This window comes from Pseudoclavibacter sp. AY1F1 (genome assembly GCF_002931075.1).
GTDB lineage: Bacteria > Actinomycetota > Actinomycetes > Actinomycetales > Microbacteriaceae > Pseudoclavibacter.
Window position 1 is genome coordinate 18,552 of the sequence record NZ_PSTQ01000015.1, and the last position, 17,553, is coordinate 36,104.

18 protein-coding genes are annotated in these 17,553 nt (G+C 67.2%); 10 read left to right on the forward strand and 8 right to left on the reverse strand.

Annotated elements, in window-relative coordinates:
* Positions 1-37: 37 nt before the first annotated feature.
* Positions 38-1,765 (reverse strand): long-chain-fatty-acid--CoA ligase, encoded by a 1,728-nt coding sequence (locus C5B85_RS16875; RefSeq protein ID WP_258070867.1) that lies wholly within the window; start codon positions 1,763-1,765, stop codon positions 38-40.
* 184 nt (positions 1,766-1,949) lie between these two features.
* Between C5B85_RS16875 and C5B85_RS16880 the strand changes: the two genes are divergently transcribed.
* Positions 1,950-2,651 carry a YceI family protein gene (locus C5B85_RS16880; protein WP_104287173.1) on the forward strand — a complete coding sequence of 234 codons (702 nt, stop codon included), beginning with the start codon at positions 1,950-1,952 and terminating at the stop codon, positions 2,649-2,651.
* Positions 2,652-2,850: 199 nt separating this feature from the next.
* On the opposite strand, the gene C5B85_RS16885 is transcribed toward C5B85_RS16880, so the two are convergent.
* Entirely contained in the window at positions 2,851-4,311 is a 1,461-nt protein-coding gene (locus tag C5B85_RS16885; protein ID WP_219819440.1) for an RNA polymerase sigma factor, read from the reverse strand.
* A 35-nt stretch (positions 4,312-4,346) separates the two neighbouring features.
* Positions 4,347-4,775, reverse strand: a complete 429-nt coding sequence (locus tag C5B85_RS16890) for a YciI family protein (RefSeq protein WP_104287174.1) — start codon at positions 4,773-4,775, stop codon at positions 4,347-4,349.
* Between the two features lie 185 nt (positions 4,776-4,960).
* On the opposite strand from C5B85_RS16890, the gene C5B85_RS16895 reads away from it, so the two are divergent.
* Together C5B85_RS16895 and C5B85_RS16900 are read left to right on the forward strand one after the other, a co-directional pair.
* A complete protein-coding gene (locus tag C5B85_RS16895) occupies positions 4,961-5,440 on the forward strand; it encodes an SRPBCC domain-containing protein (protein ID WP_104287175.1) in 480 nt (159 codons plus the stop codon).
* Positions 5,437-5,877 (forward strand): VOC family protein, encoded by a 441-nt coding sequence (locus tag C5B85_RS16900; RefSeq protein ID WP_104287176.1) that lies wholly within the window; start codon positions 5,437-5,439, stop codon positions 5,875-5,877. The genes C5B85_RS16895 and C5B85_RS16900 overlap by 4 nt, the downstream gene beginning before the upstream one ends.
* A 34-nt stretch (positions 5,878-5,911) precedes the next feature.
* Here the strand turns inward: C5B85_RS16900 and C5B85_RS16905 are convergent, their stop codons facing one another.
* Positions 5,912-6,685 carry a hypothetical protein gene (locus C5B85_RS16905; RefSeq protein ID WP_146077999.1) on the reverse strand — a complete coding sequence of 258 codons (774 nt, stop codon included), beginning with the start codon at positions 6,683-6,685 and terminating at the stop codon, positions 5,912-5,914.
* A 125-nt stretch (positions 6,686-6,810) separates the two neighbouring features.
* Positions 6,811-7,338, reverse strand: coding sequence for a hypothetical protein (locus tag C5B85_RS16910; RefSeq protein WP_146078000.1), 528 nt, complete (start codon positions 7,336-7,338; stop codon positions 6,811-6,813).
* A 138-nt stretch (positions 7,339-7,476) separates the two neighbouring features.
* Between C5B85_RS16910 and C5B85_RS16915 the strand changes: the two genes are divergently transcribed.
* Together C5B85_RS16915 and C5B85_RS16920 are read left to right on the forward strand one after the other, a co-directional pair.
* The gene (locus C5B85_RS16915) at positions 7,477-7,833 is read left to right on the forward strand and encodes a hypothetical protein (RefSeq protein ID WP_104287179.1); all 357 of its coding nucleotides are present in this window, start codon (positions 7,477-7,479) and stop codon (positions 7,831-7,833) included.
* A gap of 346 nt (positions 7,834-8,179) precedes the next feature.
* Positions 8,180-9,022, forward strand: a complete 843-nt coding sequence (locus tag C5B85_RS16920; RefSeq protein ID WP_104287180.1) for an alpha/beta fold hydrolase — start codon at positions 8,180-8,182, stop codon at positions 9,020-9,022.
* Positions 9,023-9,330: 308 nt separating this feature from the next.
* Here C5B85_RS16920 and C5B85_RS16925 read toward each other — a convergent pair whose 3' ends face one another.
* Positions 9,331-10,896, reverse strand: a complete 1,566-nt coding sequence (locus C5B85_RS16925) for an HNH endonuclease signature motif containing protein (protein WP_181064481.1) — start codon at positions 10,894-10,896, stop codon at positions 9,331-9,333.
* Positions 10,897-11,157: 261 nt separating this feature from the next.
* Entirely contained in the window at positions 11,158-12,078 is a 921-nt protein-coding gene (locus tag C5B85_RS16930) for a TrpB-like pyridoxal phosphate-dependent enzyme (protein WP_308471346.1), read from the reverse strand.
* Between the two features lie 40 nt (positions 12,079-12,118).
* Here C5B85_RS16930 and C5B85_RS16935 point away from each other — a divergent pair, with 40 nt between their 5' ends.
* Entirely contained in the window at positions 12,119-12,610 is a 492-nt protein-coding gene (locus C5B85_RS16935; protein WP_104287182.1) for a histidine phosphatase family protein, read from the forward strand.
* Between the two features lie 123 nt (positions 12,611-12,733).
* On the opposite strand, the gene C5B85_RS16940 is transcribed toward C5B85_RS16935, so the two are convergent.
* On the reverse strand, positions 12,734-13,918 hold the full coding sequence (locus C5B85_RS16940; protein WP_104287183.1) for a cation:proton antiporter: 1,185 nt from the start codon (positions 13,916-13,918) through the stop codon (positions 12,734-12,736).
* A gap of 83 nt (positions 13,919-14,001) precedes the next feature.
* On the opposite strand from C5B85_RS16940, the gene C5B85_RS16945 reads away from it, so the two are divergent.
* The 4 genes from C5B85_RS16945 to C5B85_RS16960 all read left to right on the forward strand — a co-directional run bounded on the left by C5B85_RS16945 (position 14,002) and on the right by C5B85_RS16960 (position 17,541).
* On the forward strand, positions 14,002-14,733 hold the full coding sequence (locus C5B85_RS16945) for an alpha/beta hydrolase (protein ID WP_104287184.1): 732 nt from the start codon (positions 14,002-14,004) through the stop codon (positions 14,731-14,733).
* 93 nt (positions 14,734-14,826) lie between these two features.
* Complete coding sequence (locus C5B85_RS16950; protein ID WP_104287185.1) at positions 14,827-15,393, forward strand: hypothetical protein; 567 nt, start codon at positions 14,827-14,829, stop codon at positions 15,391-15,393.
* 76 nt (positions 15,394-15,469) lie between these two features.
* Positions 15,470-16,033 carry a hypothetical protein gene (locus C5B85_RS16955; RefSeq protein ID WP_104287186.1) on the forward strand — a complete coding sequence of 188 codons (564 nt, stop codon included), beginning with the start codon at positions 15,470-15,472 and terminating at the stop codon, positions 16,031-16,033.
* A gap of 113 nt (positions 16,034-16,146) precedes the next feature.
* Positions 16,147-17,541: an NAD(P)-binding domain-containing protein gene (locus tag C5B85_RS16960; protein ID WP_104287187.1), complete on the forward strand. Its 1,395-nt coding sequence runs from the start codon at positions 16,147-16,149 to the stop codon at positions 17,539-17,541.
* The last annotated feature ends 12 nt before the right edge of the window (positions 17,542-17,553 follow it).

The following is a 17,553-nucleotide window of genomic DNA, read 5'->3' on the forward strand; positions in this document are numbered from 1 at the left end:
CGGCGGGCTGCCCGGCCGCCGCCTACTCACCTGACGGCTACTCGCTGCGCTTCGCCACGAGCGCTTCGCGAACCTGTCGGCGCAGCACCTTGCCGATGAGCGACTTCGGTAGCTCGTCGACCCGCACGACTCGCTTCGGCACCTTGTAGGAAGCGAGGCGCGACCGACAGAAGTCTCGGAGGGCGTCGGCGTCGAAGGTCGCGCCGTCGCGCAGGACGACGGCGGCGGTCACGTCCTCGCCGCCGGAAGAGCGAGGGAGGCCGACGACGGCGGCTCCCTCGACGTCAGGGTGAGCCGTGAGCGCTTCCTCGACCTCGGAGGGCGAAACGTTGAACCCTCCCGTGATGATGAGCTCCTTCTTGCGGTCGACGACCGTGACGAAGCCGTCTTCCGAGACGGTGACGATGTCGCCGGTGCGGAGCCACCCTCCGGCGAGCAGCACCTCGCGTGTCTCGTCGGGCCGCTTCCAGTAGCCCTGGAAGACCTGGGGTCCGCGGATGAGCAGCTCGCCCGATTCTCCGGCGGCACGGTCGACGCTCGGATCGTCCGGGTCGACGACGCGGATGTGCGTGCTCGGGAACGGCACACCAACAGTGCCGGGGCGGCGGGTCGGGCCGACGGGGTTGCCGAGCGCGACGGGCGACGTCTCGGTCATGCCGTATCCCTCGACGAGCAGCCCACCGGTGACCTCTTCCCAGCGCTCCACGGTTTTCACGGGAAGGCTCATGGCGCCGGAGATGGCGAAGCGGATGCTCGTGAAGCTGACGCCCTTGCGGGAGGCGGCCCGCGACAGGGCGTCGTAGATGGGCGGCACGGCGGGCAGGAACGTGGGAGGTGACGTCTTGGCTGCCGCGACCACGAGTTCGACGTCGAACTTCGGGAAGAGCACGAGCCTCGCACCGATGCTCATCGCGAAGGTCAGGCAGAGCGTCATCCCGTAAGCGTGGAAGAGCGGGAGAACGCCGTAGAAGATCTCACGCCCCTCGGTGAGGCCGGGGACCCAGGCCCGGCCCTGCGCAGCATTGGCGCGCAGGTTGCGGTGGGTGAGAATTGCGCCCTTGGGGCTGCCCGTCGTCCCGCTCGTGTACTGCAGGAGCGCGACGTCGTCGAGGGCGGGGCTTGGCACCCGCTTCGAGATGCGCTTGGCGTTCGAGATGCGCTCCCACTTCAGCACGCGGCGGTCCGACGGGCTCGCCGTCAGGGCGTCGCGGGACTCCCTCGCTTTGGCGATGGGCAAACGCAGTGCGAGCCGCTTGCCGAAGGGAAGCGCCGTGGTCATGTCGACGGCGATGACCGTCTCGGGGACGACGTCGCTTGGCAGCTCGGAGATGAGGTCGGCGACTTTGTCCCACACGATTGCGATCTTCGCGCCGTGGTCTTCGAACTGGTGCCGCAGCTCGCGGGCCGTGTAGAGCGGGTTGTGCTCGATCACGATGGCGCCGAGTCGGAGGGAAGCATAGAAGGCGATGACGTGCTGGGGGCAGTTGGGGAGCACAAGTGCCACGCGGTCCCCCGCGCCGACGCCCAGCTTTCGGAGCCCCTCAGCAGCCCTGGCGACCTGCTCCCCGAGCTCGCCGTAGCTCGTCTCGGCACCGAAGAATTCGAGGGCCGGGCGCGAGCCGAAGCGCTTCACGGCGTTGTCGAGCAGGTCGACAAGCGACTCCTTGACCTCCGGGATGTCGTGCGGCACGTCGTCCGCGTACGCGGCTAGCCAGGGCCGGGCCGCGAGGGCGGAGCTGTTGCTGGTCTCGTTGGCGTCGTTCACCAGGGTCCCTTCGAAGATCACGGCTGCGCGCACAGCGGTGCGCTCGAAGCCTAAGACGAGCCACTTGTGCTGGAGCCGTGCGTGTCGCCGCGGCACTGCACGGGCCCGGGTGCGCATCCGCTCCCAAACGAGGTCGAGGCCAAACGCATAGCCTCTCCATAGAAAAGTGCTTCAAGCTACAACTATGAAGAAGCCATCGAAGAAAGCCACCATCGGCATCGTCATCGCGGCTGTCGTCGTGGTGATCGGCATCGCCGCCGCAGTGTTCGGCCCCATGATCTACCGCGATGTCATCGCCGAGCCCGCTGCCGAGGCCCCCGCCCTCGAAATCGAGTCGACGACACCAAGCTCGGCTGACGCCAGCACCCTCGCCGGTTCGTGGACCGTCGCCGCGGGCTCCTACGCCGGCTACCGCGTCGACGAAGTCCTCAACGGCACCGACGTGACCGTGACGGGCCGCACCGAGACGGTCTCTGGCGCCCTCACGACCACCGAGACCGAGCTGACGGCGGCGGACATCACGGTCGACGTCGCATCCATCGCAACCGACGAGGAGCGCCGCGACGAGTACTTCCGCAGCTCAGCGCTCGACACCGCCACGAACCCCGAGGCCACCTTCACGCTCGACGAGCCGGTCGCCGCGCTCGAAGGGCTCGCCGAGGGCGCACAGGAGACGATCCCCGCCACCGGAACGCTGACCCTCAACGGCGTCAGCCAAGAGGTGACCATCGACATCACGGCCGGCATCGACGGCGACAACGTGCAGGTCGCCGGCAGTATCCCCGTGACCTTCGCCGACTACGGCGTCGAAGCCCCGAACCTTGGCTTCGTCTCGGTGGAGCCAACCGGCGATGTCGAGTTCCTCCTGGTGCTCGAGCGCGCCTAGGAGCTAGTCTCCGCGGCTCAGCCACCCCTCTTCAGTCCGCCCGGCTGCATCCTCCCCGCTGCATCCTCCCCGCGCGCCTGACCAACTTGCGTGACGCAACCGGCTGGTCCAGCCGAAAACTCGGTGAAGATCATCCGCCCGTCACGCAAGTTGGTCAGCGGCGCTTCGGTGAGGGAGCCCGTCGACCTGTCTGCGGGGCTCAGGTTGAGGAATCGAGCGCGTCGATCTTCCCTTGGAGCACGCGGCGCTGCTGCTCGTTGCCCGTGAGCTCGACGGCGACGCGCAGCTCCGAGCGTGCCTCGTCGGTCCTTCCCAACTGCAGAAGCAGTTCGCCGCGGATGCTCGCCAGCAGCGGGCCGCGACCGAGGGCACCGGATGCGCCCGGCCGGTCGACGATCGAGAGGGCCGTCGCGGGTCCGGTCGCCATGGAGACGGCGACGGCGCGGTTGAGTTCGACGATGGGACTGGGGGCCAGCCGCCCAAGAACCTCGTAGAGCAGGACGATCTGAGGCCAGTCGGTGTCCTGTACGGATACGGCCACCGCGTGGCGTTCGGCGATGGCGGCTTGCAGACAGTAGCTGCCTCGGCCTTTGCCGAGCGCATCCGCCTTGGCCAGCAGGGCTCTGCCGCGGAGGATCGCGGAGCGGTCCCAGCGACGCCTGTCTTGGTCCGCGAGGAGGATCGGAGTGCCGTCCGGGGCTTCCCGGGCCGCGAAGCGCGAGCTCTGGAGTTCCATGAGCGCGACGAGTCCGAGCACCTCCGGCTCGCGCGGGATCATGCTGCTGAGGGTTCGGCCGAGGCGCAGGGCCTCCGCGGCGAGATCGGACCTCAGCCAGCGGTCACCCGAGCTGGCGGCGTAGCCCTCTGTAAAGATCAAGTAGATGACGGCGAGCACGCCGCTGAGGCGCGCCGACCACTCGCTCGGGTCGGGCGTCTCGAAGGGCACTCTTGCCGCGGCGAGGCTCTTCTTGGCGCGCACGATGCGCTGTTGCACGGTCGCGACGGGGATCAGGAAGAGGCGCGCAATCTCGTCGGTGGTGAGGCCGGCGACGATCCGCAGCGTAAGGGCCACTTGCGCCTCGCGCGAGAGGGCAGGGTGGCAGGCGACAAAGACCAGGCGGAGCACGTCGTCGCTGATCGGCTCCCAAGCGTCGCCGGCAGCCGCATCCATTTCGCTGAGGTCGCGGGCGATGGCGCTGTATCGGTCGTCGAGCCGCTCGCGGCGGCGCCAACCGTCGATCGCCTTGCGCTTCGCGACGGCCGTGAGCCAGGCGCCCGGGTTGACCGGGACTCCCGAGAGTGGCCACTGCGTCAGGGCGTCGGCGACGGCCTCCTGCGCGAGGTCCTCGGCCAGGCCGACGTCCCCCACGACCCGAGTGAGAGTTGCAACGATGCGGGCGCTCTCGATGCGCCAGACGGCCTCGATGGCCGCCGCGGACGCGGGCTGACCTGGCGAATTCGGCCCGCCCGGCTGACCTGGCGCGTTCTGCTGGCCCGGCTGGTCCTGCTGGCTCGGCGAGTTCGGCTGTCCCTGCTGACGCTGCTGACCATGCTGACCCTTCTGGACGGGCGCATTGCGCGAACCGAGCGAGCCTGTTGCGGCGGATGAGCGGACGGCCACGTGGTCGTCCGCTTCACCGCCGCCTTCTGAGGCGTTCATGGCCGTGGCCACCGCTCTAGGTTTGGGCTCGGGGCTCAGGCGCCTGCCTGCTCCTCGCGCCAGCCTTCTTCCTTGCGGAGGAACTCGTTGTCTTCGTGGCCCGCGAAGTCGCTCATATCGGTGACGCGGCGCACTTCGAGCTTGGAGCCCGGTCCCTGCAGCGGGGCTCGTGATGCCCACTGGATGGCTTCGTCGCGGGTGGCGGTCTCGATGATCCAGAAGCCGTTGAAGAGCTCGTGGGTCTCGCCGTACGGCCCGTCGGTGACGACGGGCTGCTCGCCCGTGAAGTCCACGACGAACGCGGTGCTGAGGTCGTCCGCGAGGCCTTCGCCCGCGAGCAGGACGCCGGCTTCCATCATCGACTCGTTGTACTTGCCCATGGCGTTGATGATCTCGGTGAAGTCGACGTTTTCGTAGGCGGCCTTGGCTTCGTCGGTGGCGCGCATGATGAGCATGAACTTCATGGTGATTCTCCTTGTTAGCGACCCTCGGGGCCGATTCCCGGGTGCCGATCAGCACCCGTCTACTATGGCGTCGAACGGCGGGTCGCGAAATCGACACGCGCCGTGAATTTTCTTGAGAATCTTTTCTGGAGGCTCTTCTGGGCGACGGTGGGCGCATCCCCAAGTCGGCTTGATAGCTTCCGGGCATGACGAGCGATTTCGAACCACGCGTCGACCGGGTCTCGAGGGTGCTGCCGGCGAGCGCATCCAGGATCTTTGGGGCTCTGCTCGATCAGGCTGCGCTCGAGTCGTGGTTGCCGCCGGCTGGGATGACCGGCTCGTATCGGCGCTTCGAGCCCTGGGTTGGCGGGCGCAGCGTGCTCGAGCTCACGTATTCGGAGGCTCCGGCGGGCGGCGGGAAGACGTCCGAGTCGCTGGATGTGTCGGAATCCGTGCTCGTGGAGTTGGTGGATGGCGAACGCATTGCCCAGCAGGTGGTGTTCGAGTCGGATGATCCGCGATTCTCGGGCACGATGACGATGGTTTGGGAGCTGGCGGAGTTCCCGGGCGGGACGCTGGTGACGGTGTCGGCGTACGACGTGCCGAGCGGAATCAGCCAGTCGGATCATGTCGACGGGATCTCCTCGTCGCTCGAGAACCTGTCGACGTTTGTGGGGCGCTCGTGAAGCAGCAGGTGAATTTCGTGACGTTCGCGACGCGGGATCTTGACGCGGCGCGGCGCTTCTACGTGGAGGCGCTCGGCTGGGAGCCGCTGCTGGATGTGGCGGGTGAGATCGTGTTCTTCCAGCTCGGGGCCGGGCAGGTGCTCGGATTCTTCGACGCGGACAAGTTCAACCGTGACCTTGGAACTGGGGAGGACCGCTCGCAGGTTTCCGGGGTGACGTTGGCGCACAACGTGGGCAGCCGCGAGGAGGTTGTGTCCGTGGTCTCGGCGATGGCGGCGGGTGGCGGCGTGACGCTGAAGGTGCCGCAGGAGGGCGACTTCGGCGGGGTCTTCCATGGTCTGGTCGAGGACCCGAACGGAGTGGTTTGGGAGGTCGCGCACAACCCGGGGTGGGGTGTGCTCGCCGACGGCACCGTCGTGTTCGGTCAGGACGAGTAGCGAAGCAACTCCTAGGCGTCAGGACGGGGCAGCTTCAGCAGCGTGGCTGCTCGGGGTGCTCGTTGCAGTCGCCGACGGTGATGACGGTGTCGGCGTTGAAGAGCTCAAGGGCAACGGTGGTGGATGCGCGGTTGAGTGTGCCGGTCACCGGGATGCTCGAGCCGCTCGCGAGGGTCACGACGGCCGTGTAGACGACGGTGACGGATGCCTCGACTGTGGCTTTCTCGGCGTAGACGTGGCTTGTTGCGGTGGCGCTGAAGTCGTCCTGGCCGAGGGTGGCCCAGGATGCGCCGGGCGTTGTTGTCTCCTGCGTGGTTCCGTCGCCGTAGTCCCACCGGTAGGTGACCGGGGTGAAGGTCACGGTGACGGGGTGCCCGAGGACGCTTCCGGCGGCGCTGTGCTTGGTGGCGGCCGTGTAGAAGTTCGTGTGGGAGCCGACGATGCTCCACGTCGAGGGTTCCGCGGTGAGGGTCACTGATGCCGGCGCGAGCGTGAGGACGTCGCTGATCGTGAAGCTCGTCGGTGGGCGCGGAGGTGTTGTCGTGGGGCCTCCCCCGCCTCCCCCGCCAGCGTCGCAGGCGCGACAGAGAACGGGAGTGAGGAGTGAGCTCATGGGAGAGGCGAGGGCGCTGGCGCTCGGCGTGAACGGCGGCGGGCCGCCGCTCGCGCCACCGCCCGATCCGCCGCTGTCTCCGCCACCGCCGTCATAAGCCCAGGTGTCGTCGGACGAGTAGCCGTCGCCGGATCCCCCACCGTCATACGAGTCCGAGGGACCGGGGTCACCCACGTAGGTCTCTTCCACGTTCACGCTGACGCTGTCACCGTCGGTAGACGCGCCACCGCAGGCACCTGTCTGAATCTCAAAGTCTGCGCATGTCAACACGATGGCTGTCGGGGAAGCTGGAGCGAGACCACCGGTCGCCAGCGCCAGCGCTAGCAGGAACTCGGGCCAGACCACGGCAGGGTCTCCATGAGGCGAAAGTTCGGGCTGATGCCCTCCACTCTAAAAACAACTGGAACCCGCATGGGCACATCCGGGCTCCGAGCATTCTCACCAGCAGAGTTCGTGAGCTGAGTCCCGGAGATGTCGTAGCACCCATATGACTGGATGCTAGCTAGCCCATCGGCCGCCACGACACTCTGGATCTGCAGAGAATCAACCTCCTTGTTGCCGGTCACCACGAGTCCCTCAGCAGCGAGTTCTTCGTTGCTCGTTCGGACCTGCGAAACATACTGACTGCTGGCAATCGCTTCCAGCTCTGCGTAACTACCCGAGGTCCGCGCATCTGATTCCGCCGTTGAGGCTTTCCGCACCAGCTCTTCCACGATCGCGAGGGCTTCTTCGTTGCTCGGGAGCACTGGCGCGGCGCTTGCTGCGGCGGCAGTGCTGGGGGTCGGGGGCGACGGGGTCTCTTGGGGCGTGCATCCGCTTGCCCCTATGGCCGCGCCGAAGCTGAGCATGGCTAGCAGCACGGTACATATCGACCGTCTGCGCTTCTCCCCTGAGTGCATGGGCGTCAAGCTAGCGTCTTCGTGAAGTCGGCGCAGAAGTTATCCACAGCTCAACCTCAGTGGGTTTGTTCTGGCTAGCATCGGGGCGTGACTACTCGCAGCGAATGGATCGAGCACCGCCGCGGCGACGGCGAGCTTCTCGGTTGGATGCGCCCGGCCGGCGAGGCTTTCGTCGTGATCGACCTGCTCGGGCGTGCAATTTCCGAGCCGCTTGATTGGTTCGACGCGGAGTCCCTTCTGGAGGCGACGGGCATGAGTTACCTCGCTGACGCCTATGAGCTGCGCCTCGAGGATGGCGAGTGGACTCGCGTGCGAATCACGGAGGTGTCGGCGAGCCGCGTTCGTGTGAAGCTCGAGGACTGGGGCGACATGAAGGCGCCGACTCGCGAATACATCCTCCCGTTCCCACCGATGGGTGACCTTCGGCTCTTCGAGGGCAGCTGACGCTCCGCCGAGCTGAGTCGTGCGCGGCAGAGGCCCCGCGGCTTTAGCGGCGTGCTGCAAGCGGTGCAGTGCGGAGCAAGCGGTGCGGAGCAAGCGGTGCGGAGCCGAGCGGTGCCGTGCCGAGCCGAGCGGTGCGGATCCGAGCCAAGCGGTGCAGTGCCGAGCGGTGCAGTGCAGTGCCGAGCGGTGTGGTGCACTCCGATGCGGCCGGGGGCCTTCCGGCGTCACAGTCTCGGTTCGCGGTCAGGGTCGTGTCATTGGATTGTGGTCGCGACGCTGCGGCGCCCGTTTGAGACGGGCGGCTTGTGCGCTCCGTCGCTTTCGCCACGATGAAGGGAGCACGTCTATGGGCTACATCAAGGTCGGGACGCAGAACAGCACGGACATCGAGCTGTACTACGAGGATCACGGCGCTGGACAGCCAGTGGTGCTCATTCACGGCTACCCGTTGAACGGGGCGAGCTGGGAGCGGCAGACGCGCGAACTGCTTTCGGCTGGCTACAGGGTGATCACGTACGACCGTCGAGGCTTCGGCCAGTCGAGCAAGGTCACGGAGGGCTACGACTACGACACGTTCGCGAGCGACCTGAGCGTGGTGCTCGAGACGCTGGATCTGCGGAATGTGATCTTGGTTGGTTTCTCGATGGGAACCGGCGAACTCGCCCGCTACGTCGGGCGGCACGGTCACGAGCGGATCGCGAAGCTTGCGTTCTTGGCGTCGCTTGAGCCGTTCCTGGTGCAGCGCGACGACAACCCCACAGGTGTTCCGCAGGAGGTGTTCGATGGGATCTCCGAGAACGCGCAGGCTGACAGGTTCGCGTGGTTCACGAACTTCTACAAGGACTTCTACAACCTCGACGAGAACCTGGGGTCACGCATCAGCCGGGAGGTTGTGGATGCGAACTGGACGACCGCCACCCAGTCGGCGCCGGTCGCCGCTTACGCCGTCGTGCCGACGTGGATCGAGGACTTCCGAGAGGACGTCGCCGCGGTTCGGGCGAGCGGCAAGCCTGCGCTGATTCTGCACGGTACGAGCGACAACATTCTGCCGATCGATTCGACGGGGCGTCCGTTCCATGCGGCGTTCCCGGAGGCCGAGTACGTCGAGGTCGAGGGCGCCCCGCACGGGCTGCTCTGGACGCACGCCGACGAGGTCAACGAGGCACTCCTGAAGTTCGTCAAGGCTTAGAGGGCGGGTCGTTCCGGGCCGGGTGCGCAGTTCAGTTGCGAGTTGCGCTCCCGACCCTCCGTCGGTTCTGCCGAGCCCGCCTGTCGCCCTGAAGGGGCGAACGGCGAGCGCACTGTGCCGTTGCCGTATTGGGTGGCGTCTCCAGTGACCGGCCCAACTCAACGGTGCAGGTTCTGAGTTCGTCGGCTCTGCTCGACTTCCGCGGTTCCGAGTCCGGCGGCTCCACTCGCGTTCCGCGGTTCTGAGTTCGTCAGCCCACTCGCGTTCCGCGGTACCGAGTCCGGTGGCTTTACTCGCGTTCTGCGGTTTCAGGTTCTGCGGTTCCACTCTGGGCGAGGGGCATCGATGCGCTCAGGCATGCGGCGGCGCGGGGTCCGGCGTCGGACGTGGTGGGCGACGCTCGCCACGACTCTCCACCTGCCATCGGGACGGAGGATGAGGGTGAGTCTGCCGCGGTGGACTTCGTGGTGGTGGAAGGAGCACAGCAGGATGCCGTCTTTCACGTCGGTTGGTCCGCCTTCGCTCCAGGGCACGGCGTGGTGTGTTTCGCACCAGCGTGCTGGCGCTCGGCAGCCGGGAGCTCGGCAGTGTCGGTCTCTGACGAAGATCGCCCGCCGCTGGCCCGTCGTGAAGAGTCGTCGGCGCCTGCCGAGGTCGAGGATCTCCCCATTCGAGCCCCGGACTGCGACGCGGATGAACCCGTCGCACATGACTTTCGCGGCGAATGACGCCGGGACGGGTTCGCCGGTGTGCTCGAAGTGGGACACGTCCTCGGGACGCGCAGGGTTTCCCTCGAGCCCAGCCTCGGTGGTCACGACGACGAGCGTGGGCGCTTCCCCGCCGATGCGGGGCGCGTCGGTCGATTCGGCGTAGGACGTCAGAATCGAGGCGAGCGCGTCCATGCGCCGCTGCGGCTGCGTGCGCAGATCCTCCAATGGGGCCTCGGCGTCACCGTGCTCGTGGTTGTCGTCGTCGCTGCGAGGGTCGTCGCCGTCGCCGTCGTTGGCGGCGGCGGAGTCAGCGCCCGCGTCAGCGCCGGCGTCGTCGCTGTCGAGGGGCGCGCCGTCCGTGCCGAGGGCCGCGGCGTGCGGCTCCCCGCAACTCGTCGCCGCGGGGAACTCCACCGCCCGGCGAGGCGAGAGGAGCGCGTCAATATCCAAGATCAGCTGCTCACCCTGCTCCGGCGTCGCGACGAACTTGCCCGTGATCGCCCCATCAGCGCGCCGCGACCACCACAAACCCCGCTCCGCCGCGATCTTCTCCGACCGCGGCTCGTCACCATCCGGATCCAGGTACGACACCCACATCGCGGCCTGCACCTCCAGCACCTTCGGCACCGCCGGCTGCTCATCCTCCGGGTTCACCCCACACGCCGACGCCACCAGCTCCGCCTCGGCCAGCGCGAGATCATCGACGTCGACGCGGTCACGCGTGTGCTCAAGACCCTTCGTGATCGCGGCCGCCTGCGCCACCGACATCACCCCCGACGAAACCGCCCGGGACACCGCTGCGAACTTCGCGGGGATCGGCTCCCCCGTCATCCCCATCCGCTCCCGCGTCACGGAAGCCACCTTGACGAGCGTGTTCGCCTCGAACAGCTTCACGCCGAGCACCTGCTCAACCATGCCGGCCAAATCCCGAAACCCCGCCTTGCGTGCGACCGTCTCCGACCGCGGCGACTCATCCTCCCGCCGGAGCATCTCGGCAGCCACTTCCACCAACGCCGCATCCAACACCCGCCGACGAGCCGCCAACTCGTGCAGCACGACCACGATCTCCGCGTCAGGAACTCCGGAAAGTTGGGTTCGAGCCTCGAGGAGCGCATCCACAACAGCCGTCTCACGAGACGAACTTCTGAATGACTCCGATGCCACGGTAACCTCCCCCAAGATCACCACCAGCCTAGCACTCGACCGGGTCAACAACTAGTCCTAGACCAGGCTTTTTCCGCGCATTTAGTATTTAAATTCGACCCAGCTGCGATACGCGTGAAACCCCAGATGGGCAGAGTAAATCCGCTCCGCCACACCCAGGCCCGCACACCAGTCACATATCAAAGATCTAAAGGGACTGAATCGACTTCGGAGCCAATCAGACAGCCGGCCGCCAATCAGCGGTCGACGGCCAACCGCCAGTCAGCAGCCAGCGGCCGCCCCACCCCTTACACGTACTGCGCGTACGCCGGCAGGTCGAGCACGCCGTTGCCGGAGAGCCCGAGGACGATGACTTCTCCGTCGGCCGCCTGGCGCGCGTGCGCGATCGCGCCGGCGACCGCGTGCGTCGACCGCGTGCGTCGACTCGGGTGCCGGAATAATGCCTCCGCTGCGCGCGAAGAGCAGGCCGGCTTCGAATGCGTCGTCCTGCTCGATCGCGATGGCGTCCATGAGGCCGAGGTTCACGGCGTGCGACACCATGGGAGACGTGCCGTGGTAGCGGAGGCCTCCGGCGTGGATGGACGGCGGCACGAAGTCCTTGCCGAGGGTGTGCATCTTGAGCAGGGGCGTGAGCCCTGCGACGTCTCCGAAGTCGTAGCGGTACTCGCCCTGCGTGAGCGACGACGGGCAGGCCGCGGGCTCGCAGGCGACGAGGCGGGTCTTGGTGCCCTCGCGTAGGCGTCCGAGGAATGGGAAGGTGAGGCCGGCGAGGTTCGATCCGCCGCCGGCGCAGCCGAAGATCACGTCGGGCACGGCGTCGCCGGCTTCCGCGAGTTGCTGCATCGCTTCCTGGCCGATGACTGACTGGTGCAGCATGACGTGGTTGAGCACGCTGCCGAGCGCGTAGTGCGCGTTCGGGTCCTGGGCGGCGACCTCGACGGCTTCGCTGATGGCCATGCCAAGTGACCCCGTTGTGTTCGGGTCCTTCGCGAGCATCGCTCGTCCAGCTTCCGTGAGGTCGGAGGGCGACGGATGGCAGACGCCGCCGTACACCTCCATCTGCGCCTTGCGGTACGGCTTGGAGTCGTAGGAGGCGCGCACCTGCCACACCTCGACCTCGAGCCCCAGCAGCGCGCCGGCGAATGAGAGGGAGGCGCCCGCGATAGTAGCGGACGCGGTCAGCCTGCTCCGCGTTGCCCTCCGCGTTCTCTAGGCTGGCCTCATGCCCCGCACTCTGATCCTGCTCCGCCACGCAAAAGCCGAGCATCCGATGACGATCGATGACCGCCAGCGTTCGCTCGCCGATCGCGGCGTTCGCGAGGCTGCTGAGGCCGGAGACTGGCTGCGCGAGCACGCCCCGAAGGTCGACAAAGTGCTCTGCTCCCCCGCTGCGCGCACGCGGCAGACGCTGGAGACCGCCGAGATCCTGGCCCCGGCCGAGTTCCCGAGCGTCCTCTACATGGGCGGCGAGGACGACTACCTCGAGCAGGTCAAAGAGACCGACGCCGAGGTGCAGACGCTGCTGGTCATCGGCCACGAGCCGACCGTGTCCGGCACGGCGATCGCACTGGCCTCGGATAAGGACTCCGAGCTGGCTCTCGAGATCCGCCACGGCTACCCGACTTCAGGCATCACGGTGCTGACATTCCACGGCGAGTGGGATGCGCTGCGCTGGAACTCCGCGAACATCACGGCGTTCCACGCTCCCCGCTAGGAACTCGCTGACGGCGCGCGCTCGCATCCACACGAGATACGCACCCTCGTTCGTCAATGAAGATGCGTCCGCCGCGTGGATGCGACTCAGAGCTCAGGATGCGCATCCACTTTGGGCAGCCCGCTAGAACTCCGCGGCCAGGTCCCGCCGTGCATCCGCTGGCCGAAGTGCCATGCCGATGATCGGGAAGAGCAGCACGGAGAGCATCCCGGCCCCGACCAGCGACGAGGCGAGGGCCGGCTCGAGCACTTTCTCGTCGACGCCGATGGCCGTGACGGCGACGATGATGGGCAGCGCCGTCGAGCTGAGCAGTCCGAGGCTCGCCCGCTCTCGCACCGCGGCCCCCTTGGGCGCGACGAGCTGCGCGGGTACTCCCCTGATGAGCAGCAGCAGCGCGAGGAACACGGGCAGCAGGATGAGCGCCTGGGTGCTCCCGAGGAGCGCGTCGAGGTTGAACGTGACCCCGGTGTAGATGAAGAAGAGCGGCACGAGGAACCCGAACGCGATCGCCTCGATCTTGCTCTCGACCTGCTCCCGGTCTGATTCCGGGGCGCTGCGCATGATGATCTGCCACATGACGCCGGCCGCGAAGGCGCCGAGCAGGATGTCGAGGTCGAGGACCGCGCTGAGCGCGACGAGGCAGGCGAGCGTGAAGATGACCACCCGCACCGCGAACTGCCCGGACGTGTGGAGGCTCGCGCTGACCAGCCGGTGCAGGTGCCCGTGCTGCATGCGCACGGCGACGAGGATCGCGACCCCAGTGATGACAACGAACAGCGCGAGCACAAGCGCTGAGACGCCGGGCGAGCGCGTGCCGAGGAAGACGGAGATAGCGACCAGCGGTCCGAACTCTCCGACGGCCCCCATCGCCGTGGTCGCCCTGCCGAACGGGGAGCCGAGCTCGCCGGCGTCGCGGAGGATGGGGATGAGCGTGCCGAGGGCCGTCGAGCTGAGGGCGATCGCGATGATAACTGCCGCCTCGCCTGGCGCGATGAGGAACCCGGCGGCGAGCCCCATGGCGAGGCTCACGACCCACGCCATCGACGCCCGGCCGAGCACTGTGCCGCCGAGGCTGCGGAAGCGGATCTCGTTGCCTGCCACGAAGAAGAGGGCCGCGAGGCCGAACTCGGAGAGCCAGTCGAGCAGCTCGGACTTGTCGACCCAGCCGAGCAGGCTGGGCCCGATGGCGATGCCGAGCAGGAGCTCGAACACGACGATGGGCACCTTGACCCAGAGCGAGATGCTGCGCGCGAAGAGGGGAGCCAGCACTGCGAGGGCCGGGATGAGGAAGATCCCGGGTTCGGACACGCGCTCAGAGTAACAGCGGGTGCGCGTAGCGTGAGCGAGTCTGTCCGAGTTGAGAGCTTGGCCACGAGAACTGGAGCGGATGCATGAAGCTGCACACGATCACGATGGGTGACGGTCCGAAGAAGGTCGCGCTGGTGCATGGCATCGGGGCGAGCGCCGAGCTCTGGGGGTCGCTCGCGGAGCGCATCGCGGAGTCCGGCGAGTACACGGCGATCGCCGTCGATCTGCGGGGGCACGGCGAGAGTCCGCGGGCGCAGAGCTACCGCCTCGACGAGTTCGTGGACGACCTGTGCGAGACGCTACCGGGCGACCTGCACAGCGCGGTCGGGCACTCGCTTGGCGGGGCGCTGCTCGTTCGGGCTGTGCCGCGCCTCCTGCCCGAACGCGCGGTCTACCTCGATCCTGGTTTCAAGCTCGGGCTGCCAAGCGAGGGTGCCGGGGCGCGCGTCTTCTGGGCCCTCTCCGGTGTCACGCTCCCGCTTGTCATGTTGGCGAGCGCCGCGACGGGCACGGGCGACACGAAGCGCTACTCGGCCGAGACGCGCATCCTCGACAAGCGGGCGAAGCAGCGCTTCGACAAGAAGATGACCGTCGGCATCTTCGACCAGATCGCGCATGCGCCCTACGCGCCGACTGCTCCGGTCGTCCAGTCGACGCTGGTCCTCTCGTCGGAGGGCGAGGCCGTCGCCCCGGCACCGATCCCCGCCGAGCTCGAGGCGCTGGGCTGGGATGTGCGGCATCTGCCGGAAGTCGGGCATCCGTTCTGGCTGCACGACGCCGATGCGACGTTCGGGGCGATCTGCGACGTGCTCTGAGCAGGAGAAGCGCGGATGCACGCGGGCAGTTCTCCCCCGCGCCGTCACGCGCCGCTCCCCTAGGCTGGGCGGCAAATCGATCGAGGAGTGCGCATGCTGTCCGTCGAATATCCGAGAGATGTCATCTTCACTGCGTCCTTGTTCGGCTTCGCGACGTTCGTCTGGGCGGGGTGGGCGCAGGAGCGCCCCAGGCACTGGGCGTGGCGCATCGTCTTTGGCGTGCTGGGCCTCGCGGGGGTCGCCCTCGTCGGCATCACCTTGCCGACCGCGATCAAGAACTGGTCAAGCGCGACGGCCCTGCGGGTCGATTCGGTGCCGTTCACGATCTACATCGCCATGGTCGCGGTCGAGGTCGTCGGCGGCATCATCGCGGCGATCGTCCTCCTGCGCCGCAAGAAGGGCGAGCTCATGGCGCCGGTCATGCTCCTCATTGTGGGGTTGCACTGGGTGCCCATGATCTGGGTGTTCGAGCAGCCGTTCCTCGCCCCGGTCTCGATCTGGGCGATCGCCGTCGCGATCGTCACGTTCTTCCTTCCCAGTGAGAAGCAGGCGCCGAGCTTCTGGTGCGGAATCCTCGGCGCTCCGGTGTTCCTCGTCACGGGCGTTATCTTCGCGATCGTTGGACTCAACGAGTTCGCGAGCATGACCTGCGCGTGCTGATCGCGGCGCGAGCATCCGGTGACTTCCCGTTCACGGCGCCCGGATCTCCTCCGCGCCTGACCTAGCATCAGCCCTCATGGACTTCCTCCCGATCTTCGCGATGGCACTGGTCTTCGCCGTCCTCGGCGTCTGGCAGGCCGGCTGGCCCGCATCCGCGGCGTCGACGGGTCAACGGTGGATGTTCCGCGACCGCGAACCCAACTGGAGTGACGCCTACCTCGGCTACTTCAGGTTCGGCGGCGTCGTCTGGTGCCTGCTGGCGATCGGGGCGACCGTTATGGCCGTCTCGTTCACGTACCGGGCGACGCTCGCCGAGCGGTGCGAGCTGGAGCTCAAGCCTGCACTGGATGCGAACCGCAGCGCCGAGGGCTGGTCCGGCTCGGCCATGCAGTCGTTCGCGGACGAGCACGAGCTGACCCTGAAGACGGACACCTCGAAGGTCGATCTGCCGGAGCTGCCCGACTACGGCTCCATCTACGGACTCGACACGGAGGCGCCCGCGAAGCCGACGCCGCTGGTCACGACGACGTACACGTTCTCGACGATGGGCACCCCTGTGTTGGAGGCATCGGTGCAGACGGGTGGGTACGAGTCGTCGAAGCGCGACTTCGGGCCAGACCCGGCTGTCTGCATGCCCTGAGTGGTGCATCCGCTGCCCCTTCTCGGCGGCAGAATCCGCGACTTGTTAACCTGGTGGTCAGTAGAGCGTCATACGTAACTCGACCAGACATACAGAACCAGGGAAAACAGAACATGAGAATTGCGATCATCGGTGCGGGCCCGAGCGGCATGGCACAGCTTCGAGCGTTCGAGTCGGCGGCCGAGCAGGGGCGGGAGATCCCTGAGATCGTCTGCTTCGAGAAGCAGGCCGACTGGGGCGGGCAGTGGAACTACTCGTGGATGACGGGCCTCGACGAGCACGGCGAGCCGGTCCACTCGAGCATGTATCGCAACCTCTGGTCGAACGGGCCGAAGGAGGCTCTCGAGTTCGCTGATTACAGCTTCGATGAGCACTTCGGCCGCCCCATCTCGTCGTATCCCCCGCGCCCCGCGCTGTGGGACTACATTTCTGGCCGCGTCGAGCGCGCCGGTGTGCGCAAGCACGTGCGCTTCAGCACGGTGGTGCGCTGGGTCGACTTCGACGAGGCGACGCAGCAGTTCACGCTCGTGAGCGAGGACCTCGAGTCGAAGAAGACAAGCCGTGAGGTGTTCGATCGCATCATCGTCGGGTCGGGGCACTTCTCGTTCCCGAAGATGCCGTCGTTCGAGGGCCTCGAGACGTTCCCTGGCCAGGTGAGCCACGCGCACGAGTTCCGTGGTGCGGAGAACCTGCGCGGCAAGGATGTGCTGGTCATCGGGTCGAGCTACTCGGCGGAGGACATCGGCAGCCAGGCGCACAAGATGGGCGCGCGTTCGGTGACGGCGAGCTACCGGACGGCCCCGATGGGGTACGACTGGCCGCTCGGCTTCGAGGAGCGCCCGCTCGTGACGAAGTTCGACGGCTCGACGGCGCACTTCGCTGATGGCACGCAGAAGGACTTCGACGCGGTGGTCCTGTGCACGGGGTACCTGCACAAGTACCCGTTCCTGCCCAGCGAGCTGGCGCTCGACTCGCCAAACAACGTGTACCCGGAGGGCCTCTACAAGGGGGTCGTGTGGGAGCAGAACCCGCACCTCTTCTACCTGGGCGCGCAGGACCAGTGGTTCACGTTCAACATGTTCGACGCGCAGGCGTGGTTCGTGCGCGACGTCATCCTGGGCGACGTTGTGCTGCCCGGGGTGGATGCGCGCCAGGCCGACATCGACGCGTGGCTCGAGCGCTTCCACGCGATCGGCGGGGCAGCGGACGAGATCCGCTTCCAGGCCGACTACACGCGCGACCTCATCGAGGCGACCGATTACCCGATGTTCGATCTCGATGAGGTCGTGGAGATCTTCCTCGCGTGGAAGCACGACAAGGCGGAGGACATCATGGGGTACCGCGACCGCGCATACCGGTCCGTGATGACGGGCACGATCGCATCCACGCACCACACGAAGTGGATCGACGAGCTCGACGACAGCCTCGCCCGGTACTTGGCGCCGCTTCCGGCCGCCGACCCCGCAGCAGATCCTGCCGCAGACGCTGCTGGCGCACCTGCGCTTTGAGCTGGCTCTAGG

Bases quoted from the DNA above. Each gene is read 5' to 3' on its own strand.
- C5B85_RS16880 (WP_104287173.1), top strand. From the start codon at position 1,950: ATGAAGAAGCCATCGAAGAAAGCCACCATCGGCATCGTCATCGCGGCT.
- C5B85_RS16885 (WP_219819440.1), bottom strand. From the start codon at position 4,311: ATGAACGCCTCAGAAGGCGGCGGTGAAGCGGACGACCACGTGGCCGTC.
- C5B85_RS16890 (WP_104287174.1), bottom strand. From the start codon at position 4,775: ATGAAGTTCATGCTCATCATGCGCGCCACCGACGAAGCCAAGGCCGCC.
- C5B85_RS16895 (WP_104287175.1), top strand. From the start codon at position 4,961: ATGACGAGCGATTTCGAACCACGCGTCGACCGGGTCTCGAGGGTGCTG.
- C5B85_RS16910 (WP_146078000.1), bottom strand. From the start codon at position 7,338: ATGCTCAGCTTCGGCGCGGCCATAGGGGCAAGCGGATGCACGCCCCAA.
- C5B85_RS16920 (WP_104287180.1), top strand. From the start codon at position 8,180: ATGGGCTACATCAAGGTCGGGACGCAGAACAGCACGGACATCGAGCTG.
- C5B85_RS16935 (WP_104287182.1), top strand. From the start codon at position 12,119: ATGCCCCGCACTCTGATCCTGCTCCGCCACGCAAAAGCCGAGCATCCG.
- C5B85_RS16945 (WP_104287184.1), top strand. From the start codon at position 14,002: ATGAAGCTGCACACGATCACGATGGGTGACGGTCCGAAGAAGGTCGCG.
- C5B85_RS16950 (WP_104287185.1), top strand. From the start codon at position 14,827: ATGCTGTCCGTCGAATATCCGAGAGATGTCATCTTCACTGCGTCCTTG.
- C5B85_RS16955 (WP_104287186.1), top strand. From the start codon at position 15,470: ATGGACTTCCTCCCGATCTTCGCGATGGCACTGGTCTTCGCCGTCCTC.
- C5B85_RS16960 (WP_104287187.1), top strand. From the start codon at position 16,147: ATGAGAATTGCGATCATCGGTGCGGGCCCGAGCGGCATGGCACAGCTT.